This is a genomic window from Vibrio navarrensis (assembly GCF_015767675.1).
In the GTDB taxonomy this organism is placed as follows: domain Bacteria; phylum Pseudomonadota; class Gammaproteobacteria; order Enterobacterales; family Vibrionaceae; genus Vibrio.
Genome location: NZ_CP065218.1, coordinates 1,253,081 through 1,273,907, shown reverse-complemented (window position 1 = coordinate 1,273,907; position 20,827 = coordinate 1,253,081). Strand labels below are relative to the sequence as shown.

The following is a 20,827-nucleotide window of genomic DNA, read 5'->3' as shown; positions in this document are numbered from 1 at the left end:
TAAAGAGCGACTACGAGCGAATAAAAATTCGAAATTTAATTATTTAGCTTTACTGCTTATATAAATTAAATTTAAGTTAAATTAATTAAATAATTTCTTATGCTATTTCATTTAACGTAATTAACTTACCACCAAAGATCAGCTTGGAAGCCAACAATAAAGTCATCCTCAGGCTTACCTGAAACCTCATTTAAATTAGTCCAAGATTTAGGTAAATATGAGGCTAATAGTCTGATTTCCGGATTCACTCCAACGGAGGTTGGCAAAATAAACGTTGGTGCAATGGTCAACTTAGATTGGTTCCACGAACTCCCACCCCAATTGTTGTATGCGTAGCCTACTTCACCTTGAACGTAGAAATGAGAACTAACAGGCACTGTCATTCTTGTCATTGCAGACAACCAGTAGTTGTAGTCGCTCTGTGAACGAGCATCCCCTGACGCCATATGGTTATACTGACCTTGAATGGATGGGAAAAACCCGACTCCGTTATCAAAAGTATAGCCCCCCCAGAGCATCACTCTTGCAGAGGTATCATCATCCTCTACTTTTGAGAGTAGCTGACGCGCATCGCCTGCCGCACCCCAGTCGTCATGCTGCCCCTGAGCTAAAGATCCGGGAGCATAAGCGTTGTAGTCCGTTATGGTGCCACCCAACAAATTGCCAGCACCCAAACCTTTACCCGCTTGAGCGATAATATTTGAAAAGCCATTGCCAGCTAGACCAAAGAAGCTCGACATTTTATACGTCAGTGTTAAATCAAAACCGGTTTCAGCCCACTCTTTCCCCTGTGCATCCCAGTTGTCTGGCATCGTCTTTAATAAAGCGGATACAGAGAGATTATCAAAACTGGTTCCAATATGGATTGCATGGAGAAGATTATTTAAGTTAGTTCCATTGTTACCAACTTGTGTTGGAGAATCTGCCCATCGGTCTGTATTTTCGTCATATCGATCACTGGCTATATACGCAAGATCAAATTCATTGCCAAAAAGGCTTAAATCCGTTAAGCCAATCCCTATACCGGACATATCTGTGTAAAAGAAGTCGGTCATGAAAATATAATTATCGCTCTTACCATATTCGCGCTTACCAGCCCAAAACGTTCCCGTTGGTGAAACACCCTTTAACTCAACGAACGCATTAGTGATCGCGGCATCAAATCCATCCGCGCTGGAGGATAATCCTGCTTCTTTCCCTTTTGCTCCAACACCAAAATTAATACGGAAATTTCTACCGTCGTCAAAGTCCCAATTGCTAACGAGGTTGGCTTTGTAATCGTTGTCGGCTTCAATGCCTAAACGACCTAACGTTTCCTTCTGACCAGCAAAATTAGAGCGTTTTAGATCATTCTCCACACTATTAATCACACCAGCACGAAAATACCCATGAAATTCAATGCTACTCATCTCCGCGGCATGCGCTTGAGAAGCGAAAGCGAGGCCTATAGCAACGCCGAGCGCAAGTTTCGATTTTATGAAGTGAAATTGATTGACCACTGTGGTTCTCCCTTTTGTCCCTAAGCCCTTGATTACAAGGCGATCACGATTGGATTAAATGCTTTCGACTTTGGCAAGCCATAAAGAAAGCGCTTTCTTTATAAGTTTAAAAAATAGCTCCAAATGTTAATAAAGCCATAACATTGAAACCAATTTGTTACCACTATGAGCGGTACGTTATATTGCAATCGATGAAACACACCGTTACTGACCATTGTAGCGGCTATAAATCGTATAAAACGCGACCCTTATCACCAAGCAAGCGCTTTCTTTATGCATAGATCACATTATAATCGCTTCTACCACGTTTTAATTGTGATGGAATTTGACGCAGATGCGCTGAACCTTGTTCAGTTCCAATATTTTTAATCTCGATGTCAAGAGCGCTAGGTGCTGTGAGAACACGAGGTTACACTGTCGACTTGAACTCAAAAGGCAACATAAGGGGAGTTCCATTGATCACCATTAAAGAAGTCTCTGAGCTGGCGAATGTCTCTCAATCAACGGTTTCAAGAGCACTTAATAACCATCCAACGGTAAAAGAAGCCAACCGTAAGAAAGTCTTCGAAGCGATTGAAAAGCTCGGTTACAAACCGAACGCCTTTGCACAGGCGCTCGCTTCAAGCCGCTCTAACAGCATCGGCATGTTAGTCGGCTCGCTGGATGGTCCATTTTATGGACCACTCATGCACCACGCGGAAAATACTGTAAGACAAAACAACATTCACTTGATCGTCACCAGTGGTCAGGAATCTCACACCAAAGAGCAAGATTCGATCAACTTCCTGCGCTCAAAGCAAGTGGATGGCTTGATTGTTCATTCCGACAAGCTCTCTGATGATGAACTGATTGAGGTGGTTGAGCGTCAAAACGCCACGATTGTTTTGAACCGCTACATTCCTGAAATTGCCGATCACTGCATTTTTATTGATAACGAACTCGGCGGCTATTTGGCGACCAAACACCTTCTAGAACATGGTCACAAGAAAGTGGCGTGTATTACAGGACAACTGAGCAAAGGCGATAGCCGAGAGCGCTTGCAAGGTTATCGTAATGCGCTGGCCGAGTTTGGTATTGCTTATGATGCTAACTTGATTGTTGAAGGACGTTTTGACCACCAAGGCAACCATGAAGCGGCGCGCCGTCTGCTCGATCGCGATCCACAAATCAGCGCCATTTTCTGCCAAAACGACAACATTGCTCTCGCAGTTTATGACGTGGCCGCAGAACGCGGATTGGCGATTGGCGACGATCTTTCTGTGGTCGGTTTTGATAACGATACTCACAGCCAGCACATTCGCCCACGCTTAACCACGGTGAACTTCCCTGTGATGGAAATGGGCTGCGAAGCCGCCAAAGGGGTATTGGCGCTGGTCAACAAGCAGAGCTACCCACTAAAGCACAAACTGACGCCAGAGCTGGTGGTGCGAGATTCGGTGAAAGCCTGCCAATAGACGGCGACGATTCAATCCAAAAGCAGCGAGTTCCCCGCCTTGATCTTTTGTTAGTAAGAGCATGTTAGTAAAAGCACGTTAGTAAAAGAAAAAAGGGCCTCACATCTTAGTGAGGCCATTTTGTTTTCATCGGCTTATTTGTAGAATTTAACCGCGATAAAGCATGGATTCTGGTATGCTCACCAGCACTTTTTCCACTTCACCCGTGCGAGCAAAAATCGCTTGGCTGATATTTCGGTCAAGTTCCAGTTGATCAAAAAGCTGCACACTGTCATCGTTCATCATCACTTCAATATGCCCTTGCGCCTGTTCGCTGATCTGGTAGATAAACGGTACCTGACAATAGGTAAACGCAAGCTGACCCGCTTCAAGCACATAACTGCGCTTTTCACCCGACAGCGCCAAACAGCTAAACGTGGTCGCTTGGGTAAGGAACTCTTGCTTCCTCAACAATGTCGGCTGAATGCGAATCGCCTCTTCTTTGACCTCGATGCCCAGTTCGACAAAGCGCGTCAACACTTCCTCCTTCACTTGGCCTGTCATGCCCGGCTGCTGTGCACCCGCGTGTTTTGGCGTGTGTGAGTATGGGTCGGTCGGGAACGCGCCGTAATTTTGCGGCGTTTTATTAAAGCCAATGCCCTGACGAACGCGGTAGTAGTAGTGCGCCAACTGCTTGGTTTCATCGCTGTTTGCATCTTGTTCCAATGCAAACTGGTAGTTTTCTTGTACTGCCAGCAGCAGTTTGGAGACCATGTGCCAGTAGATACAACCCAAACCTTCGTAACCAAACATGGTGCCGGAGCGGCCAGTAAAGGCGCGGTGGTTGAACACTTGCTCGTAAAGCGCATTCAGCTCGTCCCACTGCTCTTTGCCAAGCTCAGGATAGTCTGCTTTTACCTGTGCGATTGCCTTGCGCAGCCCATCGACATTTTCAAACGCAGCGTGGAAATGGCAATCGCCTTGAATGTCGCGTTGCACAATTCGTTGATCACCCTTCGCTAGCATCTCGCTAATGACACGAGTTTCTTCAACTTGCTCAGGCGCGATGCGATTGCGCTCAACAAACGCGGGCAACTGGCGATCTGGATAGAGCATAAAGCTTTGCTGATCGTCACGGTACATGTCGCTGCTAAACAGCTTATCCAACAACTCAACGGCTTGTTTCGGAGTCAGCACACCCGCACTCAATACCGCCACTTGCCCTTCCAGCATAGGGTAGAGATTCTCGATATTTAAGCTTTCACCCGAGTAAGTCAGGATGTTGTAAGCGTTGTACAAACCATCTTCACGCAAGTTGTTTTCGATGCTCGAATCAAGTACCACAAGGCTGGCTTCCAGCAGTTTCTCTAGCGCGCTTTTCTCCACCTTGGTTTTGCCCGAGAAGCCGTTCATGCGGTAAACGCGCTGTCTATAGTCATCGGCCGATTTTTCTAGCAGGGTCAAAATCGCTTTGCGTGTCTGACGGTTCACCGTACCTTGACGGATCTCTTTGGTTGCGTCTTGCAAAATACGGGTGATGGCGAGCATCCAATCAAACACCTCTTTCGACATCGAGACAGATGACGGCAGTTCGCTCATTAATCCCTGCAAGAAGGCGACATAACGGCGCATGTAGTACAAGGTAACCATAGAGAGGCCATTGCCGACAATCGCGTTATTGGCGTCGTTCCATTCCGGGCGCTGAGTGTTTAGCCAAATACCGCCATCCAGTACCAAATTGCTCAGTTTCGACAGCAGAGGCACCAGCACTTTTTCACACAAGTTCACCATGTAAACGCTCTCTTCCCCTTCGAGAACTAAGCGGCCATCACTGCCCAGTTGCGCGACTTTTTCTTCGATGCGCTTTTGTCGAGCATAGTTAAATGCCACCGTATCTTTTGGATTGGCGAACAGCTTGTCCACGCCGCACAGCTCGTACGGCACATTGGCGTAGCTAAACAGATCGCTAGTGAGCAACTCGCTAAGCTCTTCACGCTGATATTTCTTCGCTAACTCGAGGAATTTCAGCAAGTAGATGATCTGGTGATCGCCCCAGTAACCGATGTTGCTCCACGGGTCATCCGCTTCCAACAGTTCCCAGTCGATGCCCTCTTTGGTGATGCGATAGGGGTTGTAGCCATCCATGGTCGAAGCGTTGACAAACTTTGCCATAAACGAAGAGATGAACCCGGGATAGCTCAGCGCCATCGCTTCCCAGTTTTGGAAAATGTCTCGCCAGTTACCTTGGTAGGAAAGCAGACGTTCGCCGTGTTCATCTTTGAGTTTGATTTCGTAGTGGTTCCACGGGCGGCTTGGGTCGCCATGACGACGGCCAAAGGTCAGTGGCAAATATTCGTAACTCAAACGCACCAACTGCGCGTCTCCAGTGAGCTTCGCCAGGCGCACCAGTTCTGCGTGAGTGAAACTCTCTGGCAGATCAGCGAAGAAGGTTTGCTGACGCGCCACCACCTGTTGGTTAGTTTTGCGCATGGTTTTCAGCACATCTCGCTTGTCGAGCTGGTAGTTGTTTTCAATCACGCCGCCGCGCATGCTGTTGAACAGTACGTTGGCGTAGTGGTGCACAAACGTGGTCTCTTCTGCGGTCACTTGCCATGCGTCGCCGCCCGACATCAAGGCCACCAGTTCTTGCTGATTCTGTGCAATACTCACCTCGATCTGCTGTTCCACATTCGCTGGCGTCGCAAGTTGCTGCTCTAAAGCGCGCACATCACAATGGTTTTTGTCGATATCCGCCACAATCAGCCAGTGCTTACTCTGACCTGCTGTCAACTTGATGGTTTTGTTGATCAAGTAGCTGCCGCGTACGCCACGCGTCAGTGGCTCGTTAGCAATTGGCTCACCACAGCGGAACGCGCCCAACTGTTCGCTGCTGAGCAGAATCTGCCCGTCGTCGTTATCGATGCTAAACACTGTGGTCGCCAACAGTGATTCGGCGGGCTCTGCGCGATCACTTAGCTTAGCGTACATGGTGTAGAGCGCCAGTGAGGTGCCTTCCACTTGTTCATTCCATTTGTAGGCATCCACCAAGGCACTGCGCGTTTGCAGAGCCGCCAATGGCGCGCCCGATGGCAATAGGTTTTGCAAACCGTCGAGAATGTCGAGCTCACGCTCTTGGCCAGAGAGATCACTGATTTGCGCACGGCGAACAAAGCCAAAATCGTCACTGCTGGCCCAAGTGTATTGGAATTTCAGCTTTAACGTGTGGTTAAGCTCTTCAAAAACGATTTTGTCGCCGATGCTGTTTTTATAAAGATTGCGCTCGACTTGGTACAAGCCATCGTGGAAACGGTTGAACGGTTCCCACAGTACCCAACGGCCATCTTGCTGTACGCGAATAATGGTTTTTGAGCCGGTGTTTTCCGCACTTTCATGGATATGATCCACCGACTTATAAGGGAAAAGAGCGTTTTCAGGACGAATGCGCCCCGCTGACAAACTGCCTGTTGAGGAGATAAACAGCCAATGGTCGCTGGACGAGACCACGCTAATAAAAAACGGGGCCATTTTATCTACGTTGGCGATTTTGTAGTAACGCTCGCCAAGTAAATCAACAAAAGAGCCAGTGACTGTTTGATTTTTAACCTGTGTAAGATTCATAATTTCATTCCGACTAAAGAAAGCGCTTTCTATTTGCGCTTTTTTAAATAGAGATGCTAACCATCACCCAGCAAGGTGATGGCAACGAGCAAAGTGGTTTTCTGCAATTTGGGTTGCTTCTGGCAGCGAGTGCGTACACTGCTCAGTCGCTTTCAGACAGCGAGCCGCGAATGGACAGCCAACACTGCTTGGCTTCCACAGTGGAATCTCGCCTTTTTTCGCTTGCAGTTCCCGTCTCCCCGCCTTGCCCACTTCTGGCACCGCAGAAAGCAGCAGCTGCGAATACGGATGCTGCGGGTTTTGCGTCACACTGTCGCTGTCGCCCCACTCAACCATGTGGCCGACGTACATCACCGCGGTCTTTTCTGCAAAGTAACGCGCGGTTGCGATGTCGTGAGTGATGTACATAAATGAGATGCCGTGCTTATCTTTTAGATCCGCCATCAAGTTCAAAATGCCTAAGCGAACTGACACATCCAGCATCGAGATCGGCTCGTCGGCCAGAATCACTTCCGGGTCAACAGCGATGGCACGTGCAATCGCCACGCGCTGACGCTGACCGCCACTGAGCTCGTGCGGGTATTTTTCCGCCGTCTCTTTGGCTGGCGACAAGCCCACCAGCTCAAGCAGTTCAAACACCAGTTTGGGAATAGCGGCGTTATCGGCCCGTTTGTGGATCTGCAACGGACGCGCAATGTGGTGATAGATGGTGTGCACCGGATTGAGTGAACCAAAGGGGTCTTGGAAAATCATCTGCACTTGGCGTGCGTATTCCAACTCACCATTTTCTTTGATGTAATCAGCCAGCGGTTGGCCTTTAAAGGTCACTTCCCCTGCGGTTTTATCGTAGATGCGGGTTAAAATACGTGCTCCGGTACTTTTGCCTGAGCCCGACTCACCGACAATCGCCAACGCTTCGCCTTTGCGCAGTTCAAACGACACGTCGTTCACCGCTCGCATCAGATTACTTTTCATCGATTGACCCAGAGGAAAATCTTTCACCAGATTCTTAACCGAAAGAATCACCTCGGGTGTGTTTACTTGTTGCATATTTCCCCCAACTACACTGAATGACAAGAGACTAGGCTGCCGTTGCCGACACGTTTGAGATGTGGCTCTTGCTGCTTACACACGGATGCACAAACACCGCAACGCTCTTGGAAATTACATCCCGTTGGGATATTGAGCAGATTGACCGGGTTACCGGGAATGCCGTAAAGACGCTCTTTTGGCCCGTGAATGGTCGGGAATGACGAGATCAATCCTTTGGTGTAAGGGTGCTGTGGATTGCCAAACACTTGCTGCGCCTCGCCCAGCTCAATCAGGTTGCCCGCGTACATCACGCCAATGCGGTCGGCGATTTCGCCCATCAGACTCAAATCGTGGCTGATGAACAGAATCGAGAAGCCAAACTTGCTCTTGAGTTCGTACAGCTCGTTGAGAATTTCGCGCTCAACCACCACATCCAGCGCCGTGGTTGGCTCGTCCATGATGATCAGTTTTGGCTCAAGCGCGAGCGCCACCGCAATCACCACACGCTGCCTCATACCGCCACTGAGTTGATGCGGAAAGCTGCTCATACGATCGCCATGAATGCCGACGATTTTCAGCAGGTCTACCGCTCTCTCATGGGCTTGTTTGTACGGCACTTTACGGTGAGCCAAAATCACATCCGTCAGTTGCTCGCCAATGGTGATCACCGGGTTGAGCGAGTTCATCGCGCTTTGGAACACCACCGACACATCGTTCCAGCGAAAATCGCGCAATTGGCGATCATTCATCTTCAACACGTCTTGTCCTTTGTAGAGGATTTCCCCCTCCGAGATCAGCGCAGGCGCTTTATGCAGACGCGAGATGGCAAACGCTAAGGTGCTTTTGCCACAGCCCGATTCGCCAGCCAGCCCGAGCGTTTCCCCAGGTGCGATGGTTAAGCTTACGTTATTCACTGCGCGTGCCACGCCATTGGGTGAGACGTAATCTACGCACAAGTTATTGATTTCAAGTAACTGACTCATAGTAGACCTCGGCGTTTATCGGCTTGCTTTTTCAATTGATGCCACAGTTTGATGTGTGGGCCAGTGCGCAGTTTCGGGTTGCTCACTTGGTCGATGGACATGTTGACCAGCGCCAACGCACCACCGGTAATCGCCAATGCTGACGCCGGTACCAGCATCTCCCACCATGCGCCGGTGTAGAGCGACGAGGAGGTTTGCGCCCAGTAAAGCATCGATCCCCAGCTCACTTCGGTTGCATCTCCCAAGCCTAGAATGCCTAGGCCCGCTTCCGCGCCCATGGCGTAAATCACGGTACCCAAGAAGCCGCCGAATACGATGGAAACAAGGTTTGGCAGGATCTCGACCAAGATGATGCGAATTTTTGACTCACCCATCACTTCCGCCGAAATGATGAACTCTTTATTGCGAATCGCCATGGTTTGCGAGCGGATGACCCGAGCGCCCCAAGGCCACGACGTGATTCCGAGCAAGACGGTGATCACCAAGGATCCCACTTGACCGAGAAAAGCCGCTAACACGATCAAAAGGGGCAACTGGGGAAAAACCAGAAACACGTTGGTCAGAAAGTTAAGACGCTCATCGATTTTGCCGCCGAAATAGCCGGATGAAACGCCGACGATCACCGCTAGGCTCATGGCAATCACACCGGCTGCGATCGCCACAGTGAGTGATTTGCGCGCGCCATGCAGCACTTGGCTGTAGACATCACGGCCACTACGCGTGGTACCGAGAACGTATTCTGCATTCGGTGCTACGTGCGGGCGAGCAACGCGCTTTTCTGGGTTGTGGGTTGCCAATACCGGTGCAAACAATGCACCGCTCAGGATAATAGTCAGTAACAAACCACCAATAATGGCTGGCGGGTTGCCATAGAAAAATGCGTAAATTTTACCCAGTATTTTTTTGGTCTTTTTCCACGAGAAACGAGGCTCACGAGCGATCATTTCACTAGGTTCGGACGCATTATTAGTATTGATTGTCTTGTCCATGGTACACCTTAGTTTGAAATGCGGGGGTCAAGCCAGACGTACAGCAGATCGGCAATAAAGTTCGCCGTCAGTACTGCGGTAACGAGAATCAACAAGATGGCTTGGATCAATGGGTAGTCACGGGCGACAATGCCTTTGAGCAGAATGTTGCCCAGCCCTTGGTAGTTGAACACCACTTCCGTCATGATCGAACCGGCGAAGGAGAAACCGATCGCCATGGCAATCGCGGTTGCCACTGGCAAAATCGCGTTGCGTCCTGCATAGCGATACATCACGCGGAAACTGCTCAGTCCTTTCGCTTCCGCCATGGTGACGTAATCTTCACCGAGCACGTTGATCATCGCATTGCGCATGTTAAACACCCAAGTCGCAATACCGACCACCACCATCGAACCCACTGGAAGTATCGCGTGCTTGGCGACGCTGCCGATAAACTCCAGGTTAAAGCCCGGCTCTAACGCTGGGTCGTAGGTGTACGCCAGCGGCAATAGTTCCAGTTTCAAACCGAAGAAGTAGAACAGCAGCAGCGCAGTAACGACATAAGGGAAGTTACTGATGAAGGCCAGCACGGGTGGCACCACTTGGCCAAACAGTCCTTCACGACGATAAGACGCATAGGTACCAATACTGACACCGATGATCAATGCGACAATCAAAGAGCCGAGCGCAAGGAACATGGTCCACGGCAGCGCCATGGCAATCACATCCGATACACTTACCGGAAACATCAGTACCGAAGGGCCAAGATCAAGCGTAAACACGCTCTTCATGTAAGCCAGATACTGCTCAAACAGGTTGCCATCGACAAAACCATACATCTCACGCACTGCGTCCATCTGAGCTGGGTCCATTCGACCTTGTGCTGCGGCAAACAGAGCATCCACCGGATCCCCTGGCATCAAACGCGGCAACATAAAGTTGAATGAAATCGCAATCAGAAAGGCAGTAAAATAAAAGCCAAAACGGCGAACTAAAAACGACATAACACACCTTTTAACCTAGGAGCCACCACCGTGGCGGTGACTCCTAACAATTGAAAACACAAACCACTTATTTCAGATGTAAGTTGTTGAGAATGATCACGCGCTTACCGCCGTCATACCACACTGGCTGTACATAAGGATGATCTGCATCTGGCCAGCCAACAATCTTCTTGGTGCTGTACTGGAACCAAGTTGGGTTAGAGAACAGAGGAATAAACGGTAGGTTTTCTGCGGTATATTCCTGCAATTGAGAAAGAATCGCTTCTTGCTCTTTCGCATCGCCGATTTTGCCGAAGCTTTCAATCAACTTGTCGATCTCTGGCGAGTTCACACCGTGGCCCGCGTGCCATGTTTTGCCGATACGTGACGTCGCGAAGTACTCTTGGTAGGCCAAAATTGGGTTGGTGGCGACCATCGACCAGTTGATCGACATGGTGTACTTGCTCTCTTTCAAGTTAGCGTCATACACCGCCCAGTCCACGGTTTTCACATTGGCCTTGATGCCGATTTCGTCAAAGTATTCCGTGACCATCTGCACCACTTGGATCCAGTCAGTCCAGCCGTTCACCACTTCGATATCAAACTCAACCGTTGAGCCATCTTTGTTGTCACGTAAACCGTCGCCATTGCGATCCACAATGCCCGCATCTTCTAGCAATTGTTTCGCTTTTTCTGGGTTATATTGGGTCAAATAACCATATTTTTGCCCAATTTTAGGGTCGATATGCGTTTTGTATAGTTCACCAATACCGCCGACATTGTAGTTGGGCGTCGGATAACCATAAGCGGCGATATCGACAATCTCTTGGCGATCCAGAGCCATTGACAATGCCTGACGCACGCGCAGATCATCAAACGGCGCTTTTTTGGTGTTGACGTACAGGTGAATCGCGTCGTTGGCTGGGTACCAGAAGTGGTTGTTGGCTTTGTCTTGCGCGACAAACGTCGATTCCACATCCGCAATGAAGTTGGAACCCCAGTCGATTTCGCCTTTGATCAACGCAGGTTGAATTTGCGAGTTGTCGTTGTAAGAGCGGAAGTTGACGCAATCAAGATATGGACGACCTTCAAGGTAGTAGTTCGGGTTACGGCACAGTTCCATTTGCTGTGGCTTAACGTATTTCACTACCGTCATTGGGCCGCTGCCCACAGGATTTGGATTGGTAAAGGTGGTTAAGTCTGCCACTTTTGACCAAATGTGCTTAGGAACAATGTGGTAACGCTCTAGATTCCACGCGAAAGTCGAGTCCGCCTCATTGAGTGCAAAGACCACTGTAGTCGCATCTTTGGCGGTAATGGTTTGCAGATTTTTCGCCGACCAAATCCCTTTCTGGTCAAACGCTGGCGCATCTTTGGTGAGCATGAAGCTGTAAACCACATCCTCTGCGGTCAGTGGCGTGCCATCAGACCATTTCAAGTCGTCACGCAGTGTCAGGGTGAGGGTTTTTAGATCGTCCGAGTAAGCCACCGATTTTGCCAAACGAAAATCCGTTTTCCCCGTCATGTTATTGAACACCAACAGAGGTTCAAACATCACACCGTGCAGCAGATCTTTGGTGGTGTAAGGGTTGAAGTTGTCGACAAACCCCGTATTGATGATTGGCACGGTTAAGGTACCACCCTGTTTGATCTCGGCCGCTGTAGAGGCCGTTGCAGTTAACAGTAGACTGGCAGCGAGAGTTGCGAGCAGAGTTTTCTTTTGCATCACATTGTCCTTGTTTTAGTTACACCCCATGAAAGCGATTTCTTATTGTTTTTTGATTCACTTCCCGTTGTACGCACAATAACTAGCAAAACGAGAAAGAAAGCGCTTTCTTTTAATTCATTCTTCCCCTTTGCCTACAACTATTCAAATAGAGATGGATAAAAACGACCAGAGATCACAGATTCACTTAACTTATACATATCAATAAGTTATAACCATGTCCAGTTATTGGACTTAAATAAAATACTTAAAAATCAAAAACTTAAAATATGCCATTTATGATGAATTTTGTGACGTAACAAACGTTTATTCTCCGCAAAGAGATAGAATCATCGCCGTGACTCTCCATTTCTCTTATTGTTTGTCATTAAACAATAAGAAAGCGCTTTCTTTATTAAATATTCCGTGAAATGATAAGGTTAGACTACAAGTTGGAGTGACTCACTATGCTCAATTTCTGGAATGGCAACAAATCGTGGACAAGACAACAGCACGAAATCGATGTACTTCATGCTGTACTGCAAGCTCAAGAACTGCCTTGCAACATTGTCCATGATACTACGGACTACCCTCTCGCCACCGATGAGGCCAATATTTTTGCGTCAGGCACTGATCTCACTACCACGGTCGCGGGCAACCGTAAATTTGCCAAAGAAACATACCTGATGGTGCCTCACGCCATTTGCGGCGGCATCTTGGGTTGTCGTGTCTTGATTGTACGCCGTGATGAACAGGATCAATTTGCCCACTTATCGCTCTCTGAGTTGCAACAGCGTATCGCTGGCATTCCCGGCACTTGGGCAGACGCTGAACTCTTGCGGCAAAATGGTTTTCAGGTATTGGAACAAGGAACGCTGGCACAACAATTTTTACTTCTACAAGAAGGGCTGTGTGATTTTATCCCGCTCGGCATCAACGAAGCACAAAGTTTACTTGATGACCATCCACAAGAGGCCAGTCGGCTCGTCATAGAGCCCAGTCTGATGTTTTTCTATCCTTTACCTATCGTCTTTTATCTGAATCCGAGCCAAACCAAACTGCAAAAAGATCTCGAACAAGGACTACAAAAGCTCGAGCAACGCGGAGTGTTAGAGCACATCTACCGAAAACATTACGGCACTGCGGTTCAGCATCTTTCTCCAAAAACGCGAAAAGTATTCCGCTTAGTTAACTCTCTGTTACCTGAAGAGTGGCATGATTTCACGCCACTTTATCTTTGAATGGTTGGAGATGATAATTTTTCATTATTATTTTTAGAATATTTGATAATTTAACATCTCAAGCATGCTCACATAGACTTTCTCTATCGGTCGCAAGTACTCAGAAAATTAGCATTTGGAGAAAGTGATGAAAATGAATCACGTCGGCATCATGGTGGGCGATATGGACCAAGCGGTGGAGTTCTATACTCAAGCTTTGGGGCTAAAAATCGTCATGAACAATACAAAAGTGATTGAAGAACGAGAAACGGCGATTGGCCGTATGTGTATCGCGGTTTTTGGTGAGGGTTTTAAAGGTTTTAACATTGCGCACCTCACCACGACAGATGGTATTGGTGTCGAACTGTTTGAAATGAGAGAACGCCAAGAGCGCCATGGCGTAGACTTCTCTCGGCTAGGTATTTTCCATTTCTGCCTGCAAACCGACGATTTTGCAGGAGTGATGGAGAAAGTGACAAAATTTGGTGGGAAAGTGCGTATGGATGTGATGCGTTACCATCCAGAAGACGATACAAAGCCCGCTAAGATGGTCTATTTAGAAGACCCGTTTGGTAATCTCTTTGAGCTTTATTCCCACTCGTATGAAGAAACCTACGCTTCCGATTACGAATAGCCCACCAAGTACACTTGGCATTACCACTTCTGAGGATTAGCAATTAGCTAATCCTTACTTGTTTCTGCACAGTGCTTCTTTTATGTTGCTTTCTATGGGTTACCTTAAAACAAATATGACACCCCATCCATTTTTGGTTGTATGAAGGACACCTCTATGCTCAATCCAATCTGGCTGAACACGTTCAAAACCTTAGTTGATGTGGGGCACTTTACTCACACGGCAGAAAAGCTGCATATGACCCAACCTGGGGTCAGCCAGCACATTCGAAAACTTGAAGAGCTCTGCGGTCATGCGCTCATACAGCGAATCAATAAAACCTTTGAACTCACAGAGCAAGGAAAATTGGTCTATGAACACGCCGTAAAGAGCGCCGATGCTGAAGCACGTTTGTTTGCTAGCCTAGAGTTTGATAATCCATTTGCTGGTCTGTGTAAGTTATCCTGTTCAGGTTCACTGGCATTGCAACTCTATCCACAGTTGCTGTCGTTGCAGCAAGCGCATCTTGATTTAAAGATCCATCTTGAAGCCGCCCCCAACCAGAAAATCTTCAATGATCTGCAGACAGATATGATTGACTTAGGGATTGTCACCCAAAAGCCCGACGAAAGGCTATTTCAAAGCACTGTTCTCGGCAGCGAGACTTTATGTTTGGTCTTACCAAAGTTTTATAAAGAAAGTGAAATTAACGCCGACTTGCTATGCGATATTGGGGTGATTGATCATCCTGATGCCCAGCATTACTTATCCATTTATTTCAATGCGTGTGAGCTGGAGTCGCTGTCGAAGATCAACCTAGATAAGCTGCCAAAATCGGGCTACGTCAACCAACTGAGCCAAATCTTACTCCCGGTTTCTCGAGGTTTGGGATTTACCGTGCTGCCAAAAAGTGCCATCACAAACTTTGTCGATAGCGAAAGCCTAGTCGTTGTCAGTCCAAAAACGGAAGTGAGAGAAACCTTATATTTGGTGCAAAAAAGAAACCGCGACCTACCGCAACGTTACCATACCGTGAATAGCTATCTAGCACGCATTTTGTGTTAGTCTCGCAGAGAAACCAAGGGTAGACCACAACGAAAAATCGAAACGATATGCTCAATATGAATTAGATTTGGCGGAGTAAGAAGAGGAAAACTTGGAGCGGGCAGCGGGAATCGAACCCGCATCATCAGCTTGGAAGGCTGAGGTAATAGCCATTATACGATGCCCGCGCATCGTGAAGACGGGAGTTACTATGCCACATCTAATAAAAAAGGAAAGCCCTTTTTAGTTCAAACGGTTAAATCATAGTCAAACATTTTCCAAGTGCTCAGATATTGCTCTCATAGTTCAATCTGAGCGACTGCGGCACAGTTCTTTCCTTGCCTTTTCGCTTGATACATCAGATTGTCTGCTGTATTTAAATCCATCCTCTGTCGTACGTAGGGATAATACGCACATCCGAGGCTGATCGTCACCTTGTCGGGCATTTGGATAAAAGTGATATCAGACACCGCGACACACAAGCGTTTTGTCAGCTGCTCAACATTGGCAAACGGTAAACCACACAATACGATGGCAAACTCTTCACCACCGATTCTGGCGTATAGCGCATTATCCGGTAGCTCATGCTCGACACATCTTGCGACACGCTGAATCACCACATCGCCTGTGGCATGGCCAAACTCATCGTTAATTTTCTTGAAGTCATCGATGTCAAACATCAACACCGCAACCGAAGTGTCCTTTGTCGATAACGTTTCTAGTTGCTCAATAAAAAAGCGTCGATTACTAATTTGGGTTAAATGATCACGCCGAGAAATATCGAGCAAATTTTGATTCGCAGTTTGCAGCTCTTGCGTTCTTAACTTCACGGTACGCTTGAGAAGTAAGATATAACTAAAGGACAACACAACAACCAGCGCCAATGCAGCGGGAAACAAAAATTTGGGATACACGGTTTGAATTGTGCTCCAACTGGCGATCACTTTATCCATTTCGCGATCGCCCACTCGCTCAAAACCGCGCTCTAACTCTTGGAGCAGATTCTGTTTACCTTCGGCGACGGCGGGACGAATCTCCCCAGAGTAAAGATACAGTGCGGGCACAAATGCAGTGGATTGATCTGAAGTGTACAAGTAAAAATTCGCGACTTGCAGATCGGCGACAAAAGCGTCGATGTCGTGGCGAAAAGCCGCTTCTATCATCAAACGGTTATTTGTGTACTTGACCAACCTCGCCGCCGGATAGGTTTTTACCATAAAATATTCTTCATAACCGCCCTCAACTACACCAATCCCTTGCGCATTCTGGCCCGTCAGCATCTCGTTAAGATCAGAGGTGATGATTCTTTGGCTGAGATACAGCTGAGTATTGATGGTCATGATCGCATCGGCAAAATCGAAAAAGGTATCGCGCTTATCTGACCACAACAATCCGGCATGGACATCGGCTCTTCCTTCCCGAACCGCAAGAATAGAGTCATTCCAATCCGCCAAGACAAACTCGATCTCCACCCCGTTTTTCTCGCCGTAACGTTGCCAGAGATCGATCAAAATACCGCGCTTGGAGCCATCTTCAGCCACATAGGAAAACGGCTTCCAAGAGGTCGAATTCGCCACTCTGAGCTTCTTTTTTACTGAATCTTCCTCAGCAGCCAAGGTGTTAAAACAAAGCACAACTTGAGCAAATAAGACAAATTTCAATAAAACACGTATCAAAAGCGTGACATGCATTGAGCAAGTCCTTCATCGTTTAAATATTTTTGGAATTTAACGCTAAGTGTCGTTCAATTTTTTGCTTTTTCAACAACAAAACTTAGGCAAAAGGTCATTAAACTTTGAACTGTGAAACCTCTCGATTTAATTCATTCACTTTTTCTTTGGCCTGCAGGGCACAAAGATTGGAGGCGTCGCTGTTTTCTGCTACACCAGACACCGACTCCTGCACACCAGCCATCAACTGGGTAATGGATTGAGTCGCCTCCGATTGCGTTTGCGCTGCTTGGGCGAGCTCACTGATTTGCCGATTGAGCAGATTGATCTGCTCAACGCTCTCCTGCAGCTTGGTTACCGCTTGTTCTATGTGTTCTTCGCCACTAGACGCCAGTGTTTGACTGGCTTCGATCTCTTTTACCACTAAGCCTGTCGAGCTTTGAATGGCATTGACAATCGTATTGATCTCACTGGTCGATTCCGTGGTCCGACTGGCAAGCAAACGCACTTCGTCAGCCACCACCGCGAATCCTCGCCCATACTCTCCAGCGCGAGCCGCTTCAATCGCGGCATTTAGCGCCAGCAAATTGGTTTGCTCGGCCAGCCCTTCAATTACCTCTGTCACTTTGCCGATTTGCTCGCTCGCTTGGCTTAACTCCGCCACCATTTTTGCGGCGCTTTGAATGGTTTGATTGAGTGCTTGCATCGTCTGCTGATTTCTATCTAAGGCTTGATGTCCCTGAGAAATCTTCTCTTTTGAATCCGCCAGACTTTGCGCTGATGACTCCACTTGAAGCAAAGTATTGGTCGCGGCATCAGCCACCCCATTGACTTCATGCCCCACCTCAACCATATCCGCTTGCTGTCTTTTTATTTGTATGAGGGTTTTCTCACTCGCCTTCAACAGCTTACTCATGCTAGCGTCCACCGAAACGGCTTTGTCTGTCACCCCTTGGACGATTGAGGACAAAGAGTGATTCATTCGGTTTACCGAATCGGTGAGTTTTGCCAATTCGTCCGTTCCTTCGACGATCAAAGGCGCTTGCGAGATGTCCCCCGAAGCGATGCGGCTGGCGCGCTCAGACACCAGCGCAATTCGCCGACCAATATTCCGGCCTAAGTATCCTGACAACACAACAGCGGCAAGTACGGTTAGTACAACGGCAATCGCCAGAGAAATCACCACCTGTTGAATCGATTGACGGATCCCTGCTCCACTGAGATCAGCTTTTTGCTGTTGACTCCGCACCACTTGCTCTAACCGTTGATTGAGTTTGTTCGCCGTTGGCACCAGCTCTGAGGCCATTATCTGATTGCTTTGGTTCCAGTTAGGGGCATTTCGCAGGGCAATAACTTGCTCAGCGAGCGGGAAATAGAGTTGTTGCATCTCCTTAAACAGTGACCACAAATCGCGATCACTTTCTGACATCAGCTCACTTTTTTGCTCAATTTCCGCGACGGATTGATTATGAAAAGCGATAAAGTCTTGATATTTCTCTAGGTGCTCTGGCTTTCCGTACTGCAGATAATCTCGCATTGCGGAGAGTGCGTTAGCGAGTGAGGTGTAGCTGTTCGCATACACTTTGAACAGGCGCTTACGCTCACCGCCTTCTCGGTTGCCCGCTTCATCGTTGATCAGACCTTGGATCTGATCCAAAGCCACTTCGGCGATTGGCGCGGCTTCGTTGAGGAATAAGCTGTGCGCTGGCAAGTTTTCATCGGTGTGACTCAACTCAACCACACGATTAACCAAAGTGACCACCGTTTGCCACTGCTGCGACAACGCCTCAAATTCTTCAGGGGCAATCAGCGATTGCAAACGTGGTAGCGCTTCTTCTGTGCGAGACAGGACGGTGATCAGAGCTTGATGGAGGGTTTCTCGCTTATTTTCTTCTCCACCCAGCAGCATGTATGCGCGCAGGGTAGAGATAACTTCTTGAATGGACTGCTGAATGGCTCGGCTACTATCGACGGTCGGCAAATCACGAGTAAGTAGCGACGTTGTATGCTGCTCCACCACATTGGTAGTGCGATAAGTGAAAACCGACGAAGCAATAAACAACACAGCAAGTAACATAAAACTCAACTGCAACTTCCCTGATATTGAAAAACTCATCCAACAACTCCTGAGTAGTCTAAGATATCCCTCCAACAATTTTGGCACACTTAGCATACATGTCACTAACTTATCTCAACTGCAGCTTGCAAACTCGCCATTTTTTCCTAAATCAGCAGATAACACGCCACTTGCTCAGCCAGATAACGCCAATATTCTGCAAGCATGAGTCACTTTGAGCGACTATGGCTACATTTTTATTCGCTAAAAAATCACTTGTTTCATACATATGTGACGCTAGCGATAAAATTGTTAAAAAATTTCTATTGGCTATCTCGCTAATTTTCAAACGCTCTGATAACTTTACGCCACTTTAAAATTGGCTCAGATTGTCACCATGCCGTCGCACTACCGAATTAAGAAAATCGTAGAAATTGGCGATACCCTGCATCGCAGTGGTTGTGCACCTTACAAAGTTGAAAAATATACCCAGCACTACGCACAAAAACATGGTGTGGACGTGATGATACAGGCGACGCCGACGGCGATTAATTACCAGTTTACCGACGCCAACAATACGGTTGTGATGAAACGCCTCAAACCTGCCTCAATTAATTTGAGTTTGCTGGCAAACACCATCATCCGAATTAATCAACCCAGCAGTGAACCGGTCCCCGAACCCGTTGGCTATTCCAAATGGGTGATTGCCATGGCGAACATGGGCATTCCGCCTGCGTATCTGATGTTGGTCGGCAGCACTTTAGAAGCGGTCGGCTTCGCCTTTTTACTTGGGCTGATGATTTGGCTCTGCCAACAAGTTTTTCATTCACGCCGTGCTATTGCGGTGGAGTTCTTCTCTGCCTTGGTGACTGGCATTTTCGTCGCGTTTCTTGCCAACACAGGATTACCCATCCCCGTCTGGGCATTGTGTATTGCCGCGGTCATTTTGTTTGTGCCGGGGCTTTCCATCGCCAACTCGTTAGAGTGTCTCGCCTTTAATGATCTGATTTCCGGTACCAGCCTCTTTGGGCAGAGCGTGTTGACGTTGATAAAACTCTTTGTGGGCATCGTTATGGGGCTCAATATCGGCGAAGCGATCTGGGGGCAAGCAACCTCAATTTCATACACCAATCAGGTGCCGATCTGGATGCACATTTTCGGCTTGTTCTTGCTTTCCGTTTCATTAGGCATTTTGTTTAATGCCAGGCCCTTGGACATTGTTCTCGGCTTGCCTGTGGCAATTCTTGGCATGTGGGGGCCGCTATATTTGGGCTTTGAGAGTGGCTGGGTGGTTGGCACTTGGATCACAACGGTGCTCATCACCTTGTACGGTACATGGCTAGCTAAAAAAATGGATCTGACTGGCTCAATATATATTGTGCAAGGCATCATCATTTTGGTTCCGGGAAGCCGCGTGTTAGTGAGCGCAGGTCAGTCAGTATTTGAGCAATCCATTTTGCCGATCCCTAGTATTGGACTTTCCGCTCTGTTCATGTTTTCGGCGATTGTCGCTGGCCAAATTACCGCGTACGCTATCTATTCACCGAAAATAGAGCATTAACCCAAAACTGGTATTAAACCATCTATAACGAAAGAGCCCGGTGCAAAATGGATTTTCTTCATCCCCTTTGCACCGGGCTCTTTGCCTCTATGTTTCATTTTACGGCTGAAACTGCCTTTACCTTTTTTCGCTTTCACCACCCGAGTCTTAAACAACTGGCTGGTGACCAACGCCTTAAGCGCGTTATCTTGTATCACTCCTCTGCCTAACTCATGTTCATGAGTGTCAGAGTGAATCTTATTTTTGCTTTTCATTCCTTTTCCCTCCCGGGGTGTCTCATTTCAGCGACTATTTGAGATCAAAGCGCGTTGGCTGTCAATTCTTATATCAATTGACAGATTATTTATATCTTGTCCATCAGCAAAATTTATTTGACGCATCATTAATTTGTAAGATCGATTAATAGTCGAAAACAAAATAGTGATTGGCGACAAATAATCTC

The 20,827-nt window shown here is 47.7% G+C and carries 15 protein-coding genes and 1 tRNA gene; 5 read left to right on the top strand and 11 right to left on the bottom strand.

Annotation, left to right across the window (positions count from 1 at the left end; genetic code table 11):
• Nucleotides 1-125 precede the first annotated feature (125 nt).
• Nucleotides 126-1,499 (bottom strand): carbohydrate porin, encoded by a 1,374-nt coding sequence (locus I3X05_RS22420; protein ID WP_337971277.1) that lies wholly within the window; start codon nt 1,497-1,499, stop codon nt 126-128.
• 455 nt (nt 1,500-1,954) lie between these two features.
• Between I3X05_RS22420 and I3X05_RS22415 the strand changes: the two genes are divergently transcribed.
• Nucleotides 1,955-2,953, top strand: a complete 999-nt coding sequence (locus I3X05_RS22415; protein WP_039442893.1) for a LacI family DNA-binding transcriptional regulator — start codon at nt 1,955-1,957, stop codon at nt 2,951-2,953.
• 147 nt (nt 2,954-3,100) lie between these two features.
• Here the strand turns inward: I3X05_RS22415 and I3X05_RS22410 are convergent, their stop codons facing one another.
• The 6 genes from I3X05_RS22410 to I3X05_RS22385 form a co-directional block, all read right to left on the bottom strand.
• On the bottom strand, nt 3,101-6,550 hold the full coding sequence (locus I3X05_RS22410; RefSeq protein ID WP_045569123.1) for a hypothetical protein: 3,450 nt from the start codon (nt 6,548-6,550) through the stop codon (nt 3,101-3,103).
• Nucleotides 6,551-6,613: 63 nt separating this feature from the next.
• Nucleotides 6,614-7,600 (bottom strand): ABC transporter ATP-binding protein, encoded by a 987-nt coding sequence (locus tag I3X05_RS22405; RefSeq protein WP_337971276.1) that lies wholly within the window; start codon nt 7,598-7,600, stop codon nt 6,614-6,616.
• Between the two features lie 11 nt (nt 7,601-7,611).
• Nucleotides 7,612-8,565, bottom strand: a complete 954-nt coding sequence (locus I3X05_RS22400) for an ABC transporter ATP-binding protein (RefSeq protein ID WP_337971275.1) — start codon at nt 8,563-8,565, stop codon at nt 7,612-7,614.
• A complete protein-coding gene (locus I3X05_RS22395; RefSeq protein WP_337971274.1) occupies nt 8,562-9,554 on the bottom strand; it encodes an ABC transporter permease in 993 nt (330 codons plus the stop codon). Before I3X05_RS22395 ends, I3X05_RS22400 begins: the two co-directional genes overlap by 4 nt.
• A gap of 8 nt (nt 9,555-9,562) precedes the next feature.
• Nucleotides 9,563-10,537 carry an ABC transporter permease gene (locus I3X05_RS22390; RefSeq protein ID WP_337971273.1) on the bottom strand — a complete coding sequence of 325 codons (975 nt, stop codon included), beginning with the start codon at nt 10,535-10,537 and terminating at the stop codon, nt 9,563-9,565.
• 67 nt (nt 10,538-10,604) lie between these two features.
• Nucleotides 10,605-12,242 (bottom strand): ABC transporter substrate-binding protein, encoded by a 1,638-nt coding sequence (locus tag I3X05_RS22385; protein WP_337971272.1) that lies wholly within the window; start codon nt 12,240-12,242, stop codon nt 10,605-10,607.
• A 446-nt stretch (nt 12,243-12,688) separates the two neighbouring features.
• Here I3X05_RS22385 and I3X05_RS22380 point away from each other — a divergent pair, with 446 nt between their 5' ends.
• The 3 genes from I3X05_RS22380 to I3X05_RS22370 all read left to right on the top strand — a co-directional run bounded on the left by I3X05_RS22380 (nt 12,689) and on the right by I3X05_RS22370 (nt 15,119).
• A complete protein-coding gene (locus tag I3X05_RS22380; RefSeq protein WP_045569118.1) occupies nt 12,689-13,462 on the top strand; it encodes a transporter substrate-binding domain-containing protein in 774 nt (257 codons plus the stop codon).
• Nucleotides 13,463-13,589: 127 nt separating this feature from the next.
• Nucleotides 13,590-14,075: a VOC family protein gene (locus tag I3X05_RS22375; RefSeq protein WP_337971271.1), complete on the top strand. Its 486-nt coding sequence runs from the start codon at nt 13,590-13,592 to the stop codon at nt 14,073-14,075.
• Nucleotides 14,076-14,231: 156 nt separating this feature from the next.
• The gene (locus tag I3X05_RS22370) at nt 14,232-15,119 is read left to right on the top strand and encodes a LysR family transcriptional regulator (protein ID WP_045569116.1); all 888 of its coding nucleotides are present in this window, start codon (nt 14,232-14,234) and stop codon (nt 15,117-15,119) included.
• A gap of 92 nt (nt 15,120-15,211) precedes the next feature.
• Here I3X05_RS22370 and I3X05_RS22365 read toward each other — a convergent pair.
• From I3X05_RS22365 to I3X05_RS22355, 3 genes are all read right to left on the bottom strand, one after another.
• A tRNA-Gly gene (locus I3X05_RS22365) sits at nt 15,212-15,286 on the bottom strand.
• Nucleotides 15,287-15,397: 111 nt separating this feature from the next.
• Nucleotides 15,398-16,675, bottom strand: coding sequence for a sensor domain-containing diguanylate cyclase (locus tag I3X05_RS22360; protein WP_242401977.1), 1,278 nt, complete (start codon nt 16,673-16,675; stop codon nt 15,398-15,400).
• Between the two features lie 211 nt (nt 16,676-16,886).
• Nucleotides 16,887-18,884 (bottom strand): HAMP domain-containing methyl-accepting chemotaxis protein, encoded by a 1,998-nt coding sequence (locus I3X05_RS22355; RefSeq protein ID WP_045569114.1) that lies wholly within the window; start codon nt 18,882-18,884, stop codon nt 16,887-16,889.
• A gap of 337 nt (nt 18,885-19,221) precedes the next feature.
• On the opposite strand from I3X05_RS22355, the gene I3X05_RS22350 reads away from it, so the two are divergent.
• Entirely contained in the window at nt 19,222-20,385 is a 1,164-nt protein-coding gene (locus I3X05_RS22350; RefSeq protein ID WP_045569113.1) for a threonine/serine ThrE exporter family protein, read from the top strand.
• Here I3X05_RS22350 and I3X05_RS22345 read toward each other — a convergent pair.
• Nucleotides 20,382-20,639 (bottom strand): alternative ribosome-rescue factor A, encoded by a 258-nt coding sequence (locus tag I3X05_RS22345; RefSeq protein WP_045569112.1) that lies wholly within the window; start codon nt 20,637-20,639, stop codon nt 20,382-20,384. The genes I3X05_RS22350 and I3X05_RS22345 overlap by 4 nt on opposite strands.
• Between the last annotated feature and the right edge of the window lie 188 nt (nt 20,640-20,827).